This is a genomic window from Acidithiobacillus ferridurans, assembly GCF_003966655.1.
Taxonomy (GTDB): domain Bacteria; phylum Pseudomonadota; class Gammaproteobacteria; order Acidithiobacillales; family Acidithiobacillaceae; genus Acidithiobacillus; species Acidithiobacillus ferridurans.
The window spans coordinates 1,855,594-1,868,875 of record NZ_AP018795.1 but is presented as its reverse complement, the minus strand read 5'-3'; the positions used below and the strand labels follow the sequence as shown (position 1 = coordinate 1,868,875).

General features: G+C 55.9%; 14 protein-coding genes. 2 read left to right on the top strand and 12 right to left on the bottom strand.

Features of this window, described 5'->3' with window-relative positions:
• Window positions 1-11 precede the first annotated feature (11 nt).
• From AFERRID_RS09680 to AFERRID_RS09645, 8 genes are all read right to left on the bottom strand, one after another.
• The gene (locus tag AFERRID_RS09680; protein WP_126605077.1) at window positions 12-239 is read right to left on the bottom strand and encodes a hypothetical protein; all 228 of its coding nucleotides are present in this window, start codon (window positions 237-239) and stop codon (window positions 12-14) included.
• Between the two features lie 24 nt (window positions 240-263).
• Window positions 264-1,244, bottom strand: a complete 981-nt coding sequence (locus AFERRID_RS09675; protein ID WP_126605075.1) for a tetratricopeptide repeat protein — start codon at window positions 1,242-1,244, stop codon at window positions 264-266.
• 105 nt (window positions 1,245-1,349) lie between these two features.
• Window positions 1,350-1,673 (bottom strand): hypothetical protein, encoded by a 324-nt coding sequence (locus AFERRID_RS09670; protein WP_126605074.1) that lies wholly within the window; start codon window positions 1,671-1,673, stop codon window positions 1,350-1,352.
• The gene (locus tag AFERRID_RS09665; RefSeq protein WP_126605072.1) at window positions 1,670-2,143 is read right to left on the bottom strand and encodes a hydrogenase maturation protease; all 474 of its coding nucleotides are present in this window, start codon (window positions 2,141-2,143) and stop codon (window positions 1,670-1,672) included. The genes AFERRID_RS09670 and AFERRID_RS09665 overlap by 4 nt, the downstream gene beginning before the upstream one ends.
• 2 nt (window positions 2,144-2,145) lie before the next feature.
• The gene (locus AFERRID_RS09660; RefSeq protein WP_126605071.1) at window positions 2,146-2,478 is read right to left on the bottom strand and encodes a hypothetical protein; all 333 of its coding nucleotides are present in this window, start codon (window positions 2,476-2,478) and stop codon (window positions 2,146-2,148) included.
• Between the two features lie 18 nt (window positions 2,479-2,496).
• The gene (locus AFERRID_RS09655; protein ID WP_126605069.1) at window positions 2,497-2,817 is read right to left on the bottom strand and encodes a hypothetical protein; all 321 of its coding nucleotides are present in this window, start codon (window positions 2,815-2,817) and stop codon (window positions 2,497-2,499) included.
• Window positions 2,818-2,908: 91 nt separating this feature from the next.
• Window positions 2,909-4,507 (bottom strand): nickel-dependent hydrogenase large subunit, encoded by a 1,599-nt coding sequence (locus tag AFERRID_RS09650; RefSeq protein WP_126605067.1) that lies wholly within the window; start codon window positions 4,505-4,507, stop codon window positions 2,909-2,911.
• A gap of 50 nt (window positions 4,508-4,557) precedes the next feature.
• Window positions 4,558-5,520: an NADH-quinone oxidoreductase subunit B family protein gene (locus AFERRID_RS09645; protein ID WP_126605065.1), complete on the bottom strand. Its 963-nt coding sequence runs from the start codon at window positions 5,518-5,520 to the stop codon at window positions 4,558-4,560.
• 180 nt (window positions 5,521-5,700) lie between these two features.
• Between AFERRID_RS09645 and AFERRID_RS09640 the strand changes: the two genes are divergently transcribed.
• Window positions 5,701-7,149, top strand: coding sequence for a sigma-54 dependent transcriptional regulator (locus AFERRID_RS09640; RefSeq protein ID WP_126605063.1), 1,449 nt, complete (start codon window positions 5,701-5,703; stop codon window positions 7,147-7,149).
• A gap of 55 nt (window positions 7,150-7,204) precedes the next feature.
• Window positions 7,205-8,167, top strand: a complete 963-nt coding sequence (locus AFERRID_RS09635; RefSeq protein WP_113527070.1) for a CysB family HTH-type transcriptional regulator — start codon at window positions 7,205-7,207, stop codon at window positions 8,165-8,167.
• Window positions 8,168-8,197: 30 nt separating this feature from the next.
• Here AFERRID_RS09635 and fghA read toward each other — a convergent pair whose 3' ends face one another.
• The 4 genes from fghA to AFERRID_RS09610 all read right to left on the bottom strand — a co-directional run bounded on the left by fghA (window position 8,198) and on the right by AFERRID_RS09610 (window position 13,186).
• Window positions 8,198-9,052 carry an S-formylglutathione hydrolase gene (fghA, locus tag AFERRID_RS09630; protein WP_126605061.1) on the bottom strand — a complete coding sequence of 285 codons (855 nt, stop codon included), beginning with the start codon at window positions 9,050-9,052 and terminating at the stop codon, window positions 8,198-8,200.
• Entirely contained in the window at window positions 9,052-10,161 is a 1,110-nt protein-coding gene (locus tag AFERRID_RS09625) for an S-(hydroxymethyl)glutathione dehydrogenase/class III alcohol dehydrogenase (RefSeq protein ID WP_113527072.1), read from the bottom strand. The genes fghA and AFERRID_RS09625 overlap by 1 nt, the downstream gene beginning before the upstream one ends.
• Window positions 10,162-10,257: 96 nt before the next feature.
• Window positions 10,258-10,842 (bottom strand): S-(hydroxymethyl)glutathione synthase, encoded by a 585-nt coding sequence (gene gfa / locus AFERRID_RS09620; protein WP_126605060.1) that lies wholly within the window; start codon window positions 10,840-10,842, stop codon window positions 10,258-10,260.
• 415 nt (window positions 10,843-11,257) lie between these two features.
• Entirely contained in the window at window positions 11,258-13,186 is a 1,929-nt protein-coding gene (locus AFERRID_RS09610; RefSeq protein WP_225981950.1) for a sigma-54-dependent Fis family transcriptional regulator, read from the bottom strand.
• Between the last annotated feature and the right edge of the window lie 96 nt (window positions 13,187-13,282).

Sequence of the window (13,282 nt, the reverse complement as noted above, 5' to 3'; positions counted from 1 at the left end):
CTCCCCCGACTTCAGATCAGTACAAGGATAATCGTACCCAAGACCACGCCGGGAATGACGGGCATCACCGCATACATGCCCCCCATCATTGCCGCCAATTTGTAATCGCCCAGCTTTTTGCCGCCGATCAGCATCCCCGACACAGCCCCCGCCAACACTCCGACCAATCCACCCAGCAAAATCCATAGAATGACGATCGCCTGTACCTGTTGACCGTCGAACGCGTTCAGTGCCGACATAGGTGCTCTCCGATATTTTCCCAGTTAATGTACAGATCCATGTTCGCGTACCAGTGCCAGGGTTTCGTCCAGAGCCACACGGACTAACCTTGACTTATCCATTTCCCCCATTTCCATGAAGATCTTTTCTGCGGTCTCATATAACCTGACCGCCTCACCCAGATTACGAATCTTGCCGAGCTCCGGGTGCTCTGGGTCGTCGGGCAGGTTCCTCAGCGCATTGGCCATATTGCTGATGGTGTTTGCATATTCCTCCGGTCGCTCTTTGGGGGTCCGTACCCGCAAGGCCTCCCGATAGGCTTCCAGGGCACGCAGATTATTTTCGACCGGATGCGCACTGCTGCTGTACTGCAGCGCATTACCGAGGTTGTTTTGCAGCATGGCGTATTCCGTCGGATGAGCGTCAAGGGTGACAGCACGCAACGCAGACTCATAGGATTGGACGGCCAGTGCCTCACGCATTTTGGAAGCCTCATCACCCATAGTCATGGACAGATAGGCGGTAGCCAGATTGTTATGGATGATCGCATATTCGCGCGGGAATTTATCCGCAGTAAAAACGCGTAAGGCGCTGTGATACTTCGTTACGGCATCTGGAAACGGGACCTTCCCCGCCACAGCGAGTCCTTGTAGGGCCAGTCCCTCGTTCATCTCGGTTTCGGCAACCTCCTCGGCGTTCCCCAAGGTCTGCAGTACTGGTAACGCACTGCGCAGACAAGCGACAGCTTCTTCAAGCACCCGGGTATCGCCGGGCGTTGCCAGCAAGGCAGTTGCCTGTCCGGCCAATAGCCGTGCCCGTAGCAAGGCGTCCCCATCCGGGCAAACCTGTAAACCTTCTTTGTATAGATCGTTGACCTGCTCGAGATCCTCCGGTCGGCGCGGGTGCCGCTGCAGACCCAGCGCGATTTCCATGAGCATTTCCGCACGTTCTCCAGCCGGAATGTTGTCATCCCGAGCGGTTCTCAAGGCGACCTGATATTCCGTTTCTGCCAAAGTACTGGACATGAAAGACCTCCGAATGGAACGCACACTGTAATGTTTATTTACAACCGTAGTATAGCGTAGAAAGCAGAGCTGTCAAGCACAATTACATATATGATAAGTTACTTATCAAGACAACTCTGGACACAGCTGCATCGTCTGCCACGCTCCCTGTTCCGGCATCCACAGAAAGGAGAGAACCCCCTCGTAGTTCTCCTGCAGTTCATGCTCCCGCAGGAAGAGGCGAAGATCGACCACCCGATCGCCGGCAAGATTGCGACGTTTCAACAAAAAGCCACCGACACTACCAGGATGTAAGGGGATCAAATGCAAACATGCCGATCGCCAGAGCACGGCAACCGCCCGGAGATCAGCCATGGCATCGCGATAAACGGGCGCGGGAATAAAAAGGTACCCATCCTTCAACAGAAGATTGACAACATTCTCAGTCATGAGACTGTTTCCAGCTCGACCAGCGCTGCTTTCACCTGGGCTAACACTGCGGGGATCGCTCTCTCCACGGGTGGTGTGAGCCCGTCGCCAAAACCGAAATCAGTACCCTCTACCAAAAAGACGGTTACTCGCTCGGGAAATCGCTCCCCAAACATGCGCTTTCCGGCATAAAGCGCATGTTCCCAGCGAAAGTCGTGCAATGTGAGGGTCGGGGTATGAGGCAATTCCAGCTCGCTGCCAGGCAACCTGAACACCGCTCCCGGATCGCTGCCCGTCCGGCACGCATCCACAATGATAAGTTGCCGACAATCGCGGGCCTTAAAAATCACGTCCATGCCGGAAGTGCCCGCATCATGGAGGGCGATATCTGCGGGCAGGGGATCCAGCGCGCCCCGCAGTCGCTGAATAACCGTGATACCCACTCCGTCATCGCGTCGGTACAAGTTACCGCATCCCAGCACCACACGCATGACTAAATTCTCCACAACCGACAGGACCATTCGGGCCTGACCGGTAACATTAATTCAGGAAGCGCACAGAACTGCCGGTGCGATAGAAAATACATGCACGTTTCGCACGCTTCCTCAATCCCCTCAGATGCATAAGGATGCAGCGTGAACCCGGCTATCGCGATACGTTCTGCGATATCTTCCGCCGGTATCTTTTGCAAACGCGTCAGCACCGACTGTTGCATTTCCAGGTCGTACGCACGCGGTTCCGCTTCGGTAGGCAGGCCAGCGAGCAGCAATTTTTCCAGCCGCGCACGTATCGGCGCGTCCTCCGGGAATTCTTCCATGGTCTGCATGTCCAGATACCTCCTTGCCTAGATACGCCACAGGCGGCACCACCAGTCCGGCTCTACCGGAACGTCCAGTTCCGGCAGGTCGCACCAGCGGCGGTGGTTGAGATAATACATGCACTCCTGACAGCGCTGCTGATCTTCCCCCATGGGGTAATCCGTAAAACCGCCGATCACCAGTTTCTTCTCCAGATCCGACCCCGCCTCTTCGCGGATACGCTGCAGTAGTTGCGCGAAAGCATTGCTGTCTTCGGGAAATGGGGTGATCTCTGTCTTCAGTCCTGCTTTAAGCATGCTGGCAATTTGCGCCCTTAATGCGTCCTCTTCATGTGCCATGTGATTCATAATGCCCCTGCCTTTCTGGATTCAAGTGGCTGAATTTTTGGGGCCGGACCCTGCACTCCGGTATCCGACCCCATTTTTTAGATTATACGACTCAGGCAGTGCGGAAACGGGCGAGCTCCTTTCCGGACTTGGCATCATGGGCATGCACCGTACAAACCAGGCAGGAATCGAACGAACGGGCCACATGCCCGACCTCCACCGGGTCCGCTGGATTCGCGATAGGCGTTCCAATCAAAGCCTCTTCGATGGGACCACGACCACCCTGCGCATCGTGGGGACCCACATTCCAGGTGGTAGGTGCAATGATCTGGTAATTACTGATCTTGCCACCCTTTACTTCAATCCAGTGTGCCAGTGCGCCACGTATGGCCTCCGTGGCACCCCATCCTTGCCCATCCCGTTCGCGGGGCTTGATATAGAATGGCTCGTTCAGGCGGAACTCACGCAGACAATGTTCGGCCTGGCGATATAGCTTCACCGCCTCATGCATCCGCGCAAAATGCCGCAACCACAGACTGGGGCCCATTTTCTTGTAGACATCCAGAATGAAGGGGTCAGAATGCTGCCAGGATTCGCCATGATTGCCGCCGGCGATCAATTGCCGGGATAGGGGACCGGCTTCCATGCGCCCTAACTGCTCATGGGCAACTTCGGTACACCAGGTATAGGCCCCATTGAAGTCCCGATCGTTGGACTGCATCGGCCTCGTGTTCCGGTTGAAGGGATGGACAGGACTGTTTCCTTCGTCATACCAGCCGTGGGTCGTCGATTCTCGGGTGAAGGACTGATCCATGGGATGAAACTTGTCGGCCCTCGCATCGTAAACCCCGCCCTTCATGAAGACTGACTGTTGCCGTGTGTCAATGGTCGGATGCTGGTAACGGTCCTCATGGGGAAGATAGCCCCACGAAACGTACTTGCCCAACCCCTCACCAAACTTCATCAGCCCAATATCCTCGCCGATCCGATAATACATTCCCAGGTCGGAATTAGCGTGTTCCGGGCGCTCGTCCAGCCACGCCATGAAATCATCATAGGACTTGATCTGCTCATAACGCTCCATTGAACACCCCAACCATACCGGTTCCAGCCAGTTGGTACGGTAATACTCCAGTATGGACCAGGAACGGGTAACATCGGCCAAGGTGGGTGCGCACATAACGCCGCCGGGAACCATGTAGCTGGAATGCGGCCACTGCCCACCGAAGAGCGCATAGATTTCCACAGGCTTGCCGGAAATCGTCACGCCGATTTCGTAATTGGTACCCGTAAACGGAGCGTACCGCCTGACCGCCTCATCGTAGAACTTACCATGCCGGTAGTTCTCATTCACCATATCGATCATGAACAATCCATAATGATGACGCGGCAAGCTTTGCAGACTTTCCGCAAGCTGACCGATATTTCTGGCCAGGATGGCGTTGCGCGGGACTTCCGTCTGCCATGCCGTATCCAGCGCCCAGGCGGCACAGGTCAGGTGCGAAGCGCCGCAAATACCACAGGCACGCGGCGTCACCACCAGCCCCGCCTGCGGGTCCTTGTCTCTTAAGATGACCTCGAAGCCACGGAACAATTCAGCTTGCGTGTAGGCCTCGACCACAACGCCGTCCCGAATGTCCACGCGTACATCCAGATCCCCCTCCACCCGGCCAACCGGGCTGATATCCAGTGTCTGTACGGCTGTTGCCATGTCAATATCTCCTCGAATATGCAATAAACAGAAATGGGTCGCTCAGCGCCTCAGACCACAAAGATGTCTTTTTCGGCCCAGGCCGGCGAAGCACTCTTGGCGGCTGACGTCAGTTTGATATAAGCGGACTTGTCCACACCCTCTGGCAGGTCTTTCGGCACCCCCATCACAGTCTGGGTTTTGAATACACTGCCTGGTGCCAGATCGAAGAAAGGGAACTCCGGCTCGGTACAACCCAAACAGGGCATCCCCGCACGAGTTTTCGAGGACTGCCGGTTCCACAGAATGCGGTTACAGGGTGAATGCGTCATCGGGCCACGGCAGCCCAGGTCATAAAAGAGACAGCCTTTTCTCTGCCCAAATTCCGTGGCGGAAACCTTGTAAGCAAAGTGCATGTTGCGGGTACATCCCGTCTGGGTGAAGCTCTTGAAAAACGTCTTTGGACGCTGCAGATCATCCAGTTCCAGTTCTCCGGCGCGTCCTGTCGCCACTGCCACCAGTACCTGGGTGATCCAATCCGGATGGGCAGGACAACCGGGGATATTGATGACAGGAAGCCCAGCTTTGCTTTTGAAGCCCGCTCCCAGGAAACCGCCATGTTGCTTTTTGAGGAACTGAAGTCCCTGAGAATCACTGGGGTTCGGGGCGGTCGCCGGGATACCCCCCCATGTCGCACAATCTCCCAACGCCACCACGTACTGGGCAGCACCTGTTAACTCCTTCACCCAGTCTTTCATCGGACGACCGGCAAAGCGATTCCAGGTCCCCGTACCATTGGGGGCGTTAACCACGGTACCCTCGAAAACGAATATATCCAGGGGAATTGCCCCAGACACACAATCCCGAAGCAACTTCTGAACATTGTCCCCCAGTTCCACTCCGAGAGAGGGCTGCCAGAGCACCTTGATGCCAAAATCCGTCACCAGATCGCAAGCACTCGGCTCCTCCGCATTAAGAAAAGACATAGTATTTCCAGAACAGGCTCCTCCTTGGAGCCAAAGCACGTTCGCCATCGTCGTAACCTCCTCTGAAATGGTCATATGGGTACCACATGAGTCATTAAGCAGAATGGATGCCAACAAATAATATTGTTATTAAACAAGTTGATATATAAAAACCGCCGGAACGGCTTGCGTCATTGCAAAGAAAGTTAATATACTATGTGCATACTTCCTTTTCATGCAGAGGTACCGATGGAAGCAAGCCCGCGTGCGGTTCCAGTCATTTTGTTGGTCCTGACGGACGAGCAGGAAGCCCGCAACCTGAGCTGGGCACTGTCCACGCACTATGAATGCATCATCGTCTCCAGCGGCGCCGCGGCGCTGGACCTCGCTGGCGCACATCCTGTGGATGCCATCATCTGCGACGCAAAACTGGAGGATATGTCGGGCACCCAGTGTCTCTTCGACTTCCGCACCCGGCAACCGACGGCGATAAGATTTCTGTGTGGCCCGGGTACGGATTCCAGCGAGTTTGCCGACGCCCTGCATGTGGCCGCTGTTTACGAATACCTGCGCAAGCCCCTGTTCCCGGAACTGGTGTCCCTGAGCTTGAAGCGGGCTCTGGAATACCGTGAAATTTCCCGCGAACATCGCCAACTCACCCATGATTTATCCAGACAGATAAAATCCAAGGCGGCAGCCGCCGACGCGAATCCAAATCAATCACCGCACCAGTTCGACGAATTATTCTTCTGTAGTCAGGCCATGAACAAAATATGCAATCTGGCGAAACATGCCGCAACCACGGATTTACCCATACTGATCTATGGTGAGACGGGCACCGGGAAAGAATTACTGGCGCGCGGCATCCATTACCACAGTCATCGCCGTGAACAGATATTTCTCGCGCAAAACTGCGGCGGCGTGCCTGCAGAATTGCTCCAGTCGGAATTGTTTGGACATCGCCGCGGCGCCTATACCGGGGCGCTGAGTGATCGTCTCGGCCTGTTCTCCGCGGCGGATGGCGGCACGGTCTTGCTGGACGAAATAGAAGATATGTCCGCTCCCTTACAGGCCAATTTGCTCCGCTTTCTGCAATCCGGCGAAGTAAAACCGCTCGGCAGCGATAAAACGCATTATTCCGATGTACGGATCATCGCCGTCACCAACGTACCGCTCGACCAACTGGTGGAGCAGGGCAACTTTCGGCAGGATTTGTATTATCGTTTGAAGGGCCTCGAAATCAGCATTCCGCCACTGCGTGAACGACCGGAGGACATTCGGTTGCTTGCGGAACATTTTGCCAGACAATTCTCCATGAGTCTGGGTAAATCCTATGCCGGTATCGATCACGAGGCATTGAACATATTGCGCCAGTATCCATTCCCGGGAAACGTGCGAGAGCTGGAAAATGAAATTCGCCGGACCGTAGCGCTCGCCCCATCCGGGCAACCGATCACCGCGGATCGCCTTTCCGATACGATCATCAACTACCGGAGGAAAGAGCCGGAACAATTCATATCGGCAACGGAAGGCGGCACATTAAAGGAACATACAGAAAGTCTGGAACGTAGCATGGTCATCTCCGCGCTGAAACGTTTCCACGGCAATCAAAGTCGTGCCGCCGAGGCGCTCGGCCTTTCCCGGGTAGGCCTGGCCAACAAAATCAAGCGCTACGCCATTGATATAGAGATCGCCTGATGCAACTGCCGACCTATCGCAGTGCAGGCCAACCGGCTTGGGTGAGCAGCAGACCATGAACCTGCAACAGCTTCGTTTCATCTGCGCGGTGGTACGCCAGAACTTCAATGCATCGGCCGCCGCCGACAGCCTGTATACCTCACAACCGGGGGTAAGCAAACAGATCCAGCTCCTGGAAGAGGAGATCCATGTGGCGCTTTTCGTGCGCAAAGGGAAGCGCATCATCGGCATGACCCCGGCGGGTGAGCAGATATTCACTTTTGCACAACGGGTAGTCGGCGACATCGAGAATATCCGAAAAGTAGGTCAGGAGTTTTCTCAGGGCGATCGTGGGGAATTGGTGATCGCCACCACCCATACCCAAGCCCGATACAGCTTGCCCAAGGCGATAAAGACCTTTATGGAACGCTACCCAGGGGTTCAGTTGCGCCTGCGCCAGGGCAACCCTACCCAGGTCGCGGAGATGCTTGCGGCGGGGGAGGCAGACGTGGCGATCGCAACGGAGTCGTTGAATTCCTACGCGGGCCTTGTCGCCCTGCCCTGCTATCAGTGGAATCGCGTCGTGATCACCCCCACCGGCCATCCGCTGCTGCAAAGCCAGCCACTGACGCTGGAAGCAGTTGCCGCCTATCCCATAGTAACCTACGACCAGGCCTTTGCCGGGCGCTCCCTGATCGACAGGACTTTCGCCAATCACAGCCTGTCCCCCAACATCGTACTCTCCGCCATAGACTCCGATGTCATCAAGGCGTATGTGGAACTGGGGTTAGGGATAGGCATCGTCGCCCAAATGGCGTATGACCCCATACGGGACAAAAAACTGGAGGTGATCGATGCGAGTCACCTGTTCGATCCCAGCACCACCTACCTGGCCTTGAGGCAGGGAACCTATTTACGCGGGTATCTATACACCTTCATAGCGTTATACGCGCCACACCTCGATCGCAACACGGTGGATCAGGCTCTGGATTCCACAATGGCTTCCAGGGCGTTATTGCCGTTACCCTCCGGTTCGTGATTCAACCCCGAACTCCGCAAGACAGAAATCTCAGGCGACACGGCCCAGTTGCAGGGCGTGGTGCCGGAGGTGATCCTCCACAAAGGTCTGGATGAACCAGTAGGAATGATCATAGCCCGGATGCCGTCGCAGACGGAGTCGTTGCCCGGAGGCCTCCGCGGCGGCCTCCAGGGCCTCCGGTATCAATTGCGCCGCAAGAAAAGGATCCGCTTCCCCCTGGTCCACCAGTATCTCGCCAGGATAGGGACGCTGGCGCATCAGCATGCTGGCATCCCATTCCCGCCATTGCTCACGATCAGGTCCCAGATAATTCCCAAAGGCTTTTTCTCCCCAGGGCACCGTGCTGGGGTGACAGACGGGCGAGAATGCCGATACCGAGTGCCAGTGTTGCGGATTGCGCAAAGCGAGCACCAGCGCCCCGTGACCGCCCATGGAGTGCCCGAAAATGCCCCGGCGTTCCGGAGAGGCCGGGAAATGTTCTTCGATGAAGGTTGGCAGCTCATGATCGACATAACTGCCCATCCGGTAATTCCGCGTCCAGGGCAGCATTCTTGCGTTGAGATAAAACCCTGCCCCCACGCCGAAGTCCCAGGTATCAGAATCGCCGGGGATGTTCAGTCCGCGGGGACTGGTATCGCAGGCGACCAGCATCAACCCCAGATCAGCGGCCAAGCGCGGCGCGCCAGCCTTTATCATGAACGTTTCTTCGGTGCAGGTTAACCCCGCCAGGTAATACAGGGCCGGGACCAGGACACCGCCCAACGCCTGGGGCGGCTGGTACACCGCGAAATTCATGGATACCCCCGTGGCACTGGACGCATGGGTATAATAACCCATGCGTCCACCAAAGCAGCGATGCTCTTCCCGTATTTCTAGCGGAGCCATCAATACACCACCACGCTGCGAATGGATTGCCCCGTTTCCAGAAGATGGAACCCTTCGTTGATATCTTCCAGTTTGAGACGATGGGTGATCAGGTCGTCGATATTGATCTTCTTCTCCATGTACCAGTCGACAATTTTCGGAACGTCGGTACGCCCCCGGGCGCCGCCGAACGCACTGCCGATCCACCGCCTCCCGGTAACCAACTGGAAGGGGCGCGTCGATATCTCCTGGCCAGCGCCGGCAACACCGATGATACAGGAAACACCCCAGCCTTTATGACAGCACTCCAGCGCCTGGCGCATGACTTTTACGTTGCCGATGCATTCGAAGCTGTAATCCGCACCGCCATGGGTCAGTTCGACCAGATGCGATACGAGGTCGCCTTCCACCTCCTTCGGATTGACGAAATGCGTCATGCCGAACTTCCGAGCTATGGCCTCCCGGGCCGGATTGATATCCACCCCGATGATCATGTTGGCGCCCACCAGTTTGGCGCCCTGAATCACATTCAGGCCGATGCCGCCCAGCCCAAAAACCACTACATTGGCACCCGGTTCCACCTTCGCCGTAAACACCACGGCACCAATGCCCGTGGTTACCCCGCAGCCGATATAGCAGCTGGTGTCAAAGGGGGCATCCTCCCGGATTTTGGCCAGGGCGATTTCCGGCATCACGGTATAATTGGCGAAGGTCGAACAACCCATGTAATGGAACAACGGCCTGCCTTTGAATGAAAAGCGCGTGGTCCCGTCGGGCATCAGGCCCTTCCCCTGGGTCGTCCGAATCTTCTGACAGAGATTGGTCTTCCGCGAGAGACAATACTCGCATTCGCGACATTCCGGGGTATACAAGGGAATGACGTGGTCGCCCTTTTTGACGCTCTTCACGCCCGGGCCAACGTCGACGACGATCCCGGCGCCTTCATGACCGAGGATACACGGGAACAGACCCTCGGGATCTGCACCGGAAAGGGTGAAATGGTCGGTGTGACAGATGCCGGTGGCCTTGAGCTCCACCAGTACCTCACCCTCCTTGGGACCGTCCAGTTGCACGGTTTCGATGACCAGTGGTTTACCCACCTCAAAGGCGACTGCTGCGCGAACATCCATGACTGTAGACTCCTGGTAAGAATTTTTGCTGAAACCCCGCCTTCGGTGCCACCGCATTTTCGGTCGGGCGCACCATGGGGCGGATCCGCGATATCATCAGGCTTCCTTGAGCACACCTTTTTGCTTGGCGGCGTGGGTAGCCAACGCATCCATCAGCGGTGGCGACAGGCAGTCATAGGGCGCCAGTCCCAGTTCCGTCAGCCGCGCGCGGATTCCCGCCATTTCCGACGGTGCCGCCATACCGCCTTCAATGACCGACGAGACGAAAGCCGCGAATTCGGGGGCCGCCCAGCCCTTCTCCGGCGACAGTTCGGAGTGAACGAAGTCCAGACCATAAAACGCGTGGTCTTTATTTTCAATGCGGCCAAACAGGTGAACGCCGCAGGCCTTGCACGCGTGGCGCTGAATCACCGCACTCGGATCGACCACATGGAGTTTATCGCCGTTCTCCAGCACCGTGACCGAATCCCTGGGCACGACCCCAACCACCGAAAACTTGGCGCCTTTGGGCTTCCAGCATTTGGTGCAGCCACATGCATGATTGTGGGCCAGTTGCGACTTCACCTCCACCAGCACCGGGTTATGGGTGCAATGGCAACGTAAGGTACCGCCATGAAAATGGGACGATCCCGCCGTGACCCCATGATCAACAGACGGATGAATGGTAACCGAGCTTGGCATATCCAATACCTCCTAAGCAGAATTCAACGGTTATATGCTTGAGCACCAACCGACGCCCAAGGACCATGGTGTGGCAAAAAACTTTTCAAGACATGGAATCCGGATCCACAAATTATTAGCAATTATTGTGCCATTATGTACCAACGGATTTACATGTGGTTTTAGGGGGAAGAGGCATGGTCCATCATGTCGCCATGATCCTGTTATCCGGCCCGATGCTGCACATAATGTTCATATGAAGATGACATAATGTCACACGGGCCGCGCATCTGGCCCGGCTCTGCCGCAGTTACATCATAACCGGCACCAGGGAAAAACGATGCAAGAATGTTCCGATGAAATGACGCATGGAAAAGCAGGCTGTCCTGCTTGGCGCACCTTCCATAAGACCGCATGGATGCAATGGACACCAATTTTATGCGTTAGCGTCCATAATGCCATACCGGCGCATTTTACGGTACAAGGTATTACGACTGACCTTGAGGAATTTCGCGGTATCGATCACGCGCCAGTGGTGACGCTCCAGCTCCGCGAGAATTCGGTTTCGCTCCAGCGCATCGCAATCACTCCATAGTGGTGTGTTCGCCGGTGTCGTTACGCGGCCAGCGGCCCATTCGCCGGTCACCAACCGGTCTGGCAGGTCTTCACACCGGATGAGCTTGCCATCACTCAGTGCCAGGGCAGTACGCATCACACTGCGAAGTTCGCGGATGTTACCCGGCCAGGAATAACCCAGAAAAATATTCCGTGCTTCCGCTGATATCTCCATTTCAGATACGCCACATTCCTGTTGGTAAATGGTTTCCATAAGCCGGATTTTATCGCTCCGCTCCCGCAGTGGCGGCAGGCTTAGCACGACATCGTTGATCCGATAAAGCAGGTCCGTCCGAAAGCTTCCCTGCTGCACCAGACCATCGATCGACTTATTGGTTGCACTGATCACCCGAATATCCACGGGGCTGGCTTTGGTGGTCCCAAGAGGGGTGACCTCCCGTTCTTCGAGAACTCGCAGCAGGCGTCCCTGAAGCGCGGCGGGCATGTCTCCGATTTCATCGAGGAACAACGTGCCACCATTGGCGGCCATCACCTTACCCTGCTTGCCCACCCGGCTCGCCCCGGTAAAGGAGCCGGGCTCATACCCGAATAGTTCGCTCTCAATGAGCGATTCGGGTATGGCTGCGCAATTGATCGCCACAAAAGGTTTATCTCTTCTATCGCTGGCGCAGTGTATGGCGCGCGCAAACGTATCTTTGCCAGTACCGGTTTCGCCCAGCAGCAGAATGCTGATATTTTTGTTCAATACCTTTTGGATACGACCAATATTTTCCGATACCACGGCATCGCCACTCGATAACGCCCGCAGGGAATCGTGCACCTGAACCGATGCTGCGTCCCTGGAATGCGGTGCATTTCCGAGAATGCCGTTCACGACAGCCCTGAACGGCACTTTGTCCGGCAGCGAAAATACCCGCAGACTATCACCCCCTCCGGCATTTCGAAGCTGGGGTCTGAAGAGCGACTTTTCCGCACGATGGTGATCGTCCAGCATCTTGTCCAGCGAGACATCGAACACATCCCGCACGTTCGCACCGACAAGACGGCCATTGGCGTCAGCGATGGTGCCTTTTGTCAGCGCGAATTCCGCCGCGATAATGACGCCATTCTCGTTAATTGCAAACAATGCTTCGTCATCATGGTCGGTATAATCGTTCATCCTGCTCACCGACAGTATGATATGGTCCTGATAACTCCGGGCGAAATATTTCATTTCGATCCGCCGTGCCAGTTGTGCCAACAGCGGCATGACCGAGACATACGCCGACTTCACATAACCGCTGCGGGAATAGGTTGAATCGATCACCCCCAGCAGTGCGCCAGATGGCGCCCAAATGGGCATCGCGCAGCACGCCATCTCCACAAAGTTCTTGAATAAATGCTCTTCCCGGTGGACCATGCGGGGCTTCATGTCATGCAGACAAAGGCTCGGTCCGGTTACCCCGACATACTCTTCCCGCCATATGAATCCGGCGTCCATACCCGAATAGCGGGCATCACATCCGCCCCCGATTTCCGTCCCGACAGCATGCAGCGCGATGCCGCCGGCATCCAGCAACAGCAATGTACAGTCTGGTGACGGTAGCAGGGCATCCTCGGAAAATCGCAACATCTGCTGAATCAGACGGGCCATTTCCGCAGATCCGATCTCTACAAAAAGATGCTGTTCCTCAAGAAGTCGCCCGAGGTTGCCCGCATCCAGTCTTTGCAGTTCTGGGGCATCATGCGCGTCCAACCGATATTGTCCGGTGCAACGATCCCAGGCATGGGTTATATAGTCATTATCCATTGATGGATCCGTATCATAATGAGACATTATCGTCTATCCACCTTCATCCGGTTTACCAACAGTCTGGTTCTGGGGAATACCGAGTCAAATAAGTGT

Bases quoted from the DNA above. Each gene is read 5' to 3' on its own strand.
- AFERRID_RS09635 (WP_113527070.1), top strand. From the start codon at position 7,205: ATGAACCTGCAACAGCTTCGTTTCATCTGCGCGGTGGTACGCCAGAAC.
- gfa (WP_126605060.1), bottom strand. From the start codon at position 10,842: ATGCCAAGCTCGGTTACCATTCATCCGTCTGTTGATCATGGGGTCACG.
- AFERRID_RS09645 (WP_126605065.1), bottom strand. From the start codon at position 5,520: ATGGCGAACGTGCTTTGGCTCCAAGGAGGAGCCTGTTCTGGAAATACT.
- AFERRID_RS09625 (WP_113527072.1), bottom strand. From the start codon at position 10,161: ATGGATGTTCGCGCAGCAGTCGCCTTTGAGGTGGGTAAACCACTGGTC.
- AFERRID_RS09655 (WP_126605069.1), bottom strand. From the start codon at position 2,817: ATGAATCACATGGCACATGAAGAGGACGCATTAAGGGCGCAAATTGCC.
- fghA (WP_126605061.1), bottom strand. From the start codon at position 9,052: ATGGCTCCGCTAGAAATACGGGAAGAGCATCGCTGCTTTGGTGGACGC.
- AFERRID_RS09610 (WP_225981950.1), bottom strand. From the start codon at position 13,186: ATGGATAATGACTATATAACCCATGCCTGGGATCGTTGCACCGGACAA.
- AFERRID_RS09650 (WP_126605067.1), bottom strand. From the start codon at position 4,507: ATGGCAACAGCCGTACAGACACTGGATATCAGCCCGGTTGGCCGGGTG.
- AFERRID_RS09665 (WP_126605072.1), bottom strand. From the start codon at position 2,143: ATGCGTGTGGTGCTGGGATGCGGTAACTTGTACCGACGCGATGACGGA.
- AFERRID_RS09660 (WP_126605071.1), bottom strand. From the start codon at position 2,478: ATGCAGACCATGGAAGAATTCCCGGAGGACGCGCCGATACGTGCGCGG.
- AFERRID_RS09640 (WP_126605063.1), top strand. From the start codon at position 5,701: ATGGAAGCAAGCCCGCGTGCGGTTCCAGTCATTTTGTTGGTCCTGACG.
- AFERRID_RS09680 (WP_126605077.1), bottom strand. From the start codon at position 239: ATGTCGGCACTGAACGCGTTCGACGGTCAACAGGTACAGGCGATCGTC.
- AFERRID_RS09675 (WP_126605075.1), bottom strand. From the start codon at position 1,244: ATGTCCAGTACTTTGGCAGAAACGGAATATCAGGTCGCCTTGAGAACC.
- AFERRID_RS09670 (WP_126605074.1), bottom strand. From the start codon at position 1,673: ATGACTGAGAATGTTGTCAATCTTCTGTTGAAGGATGGGTACCTTTTT.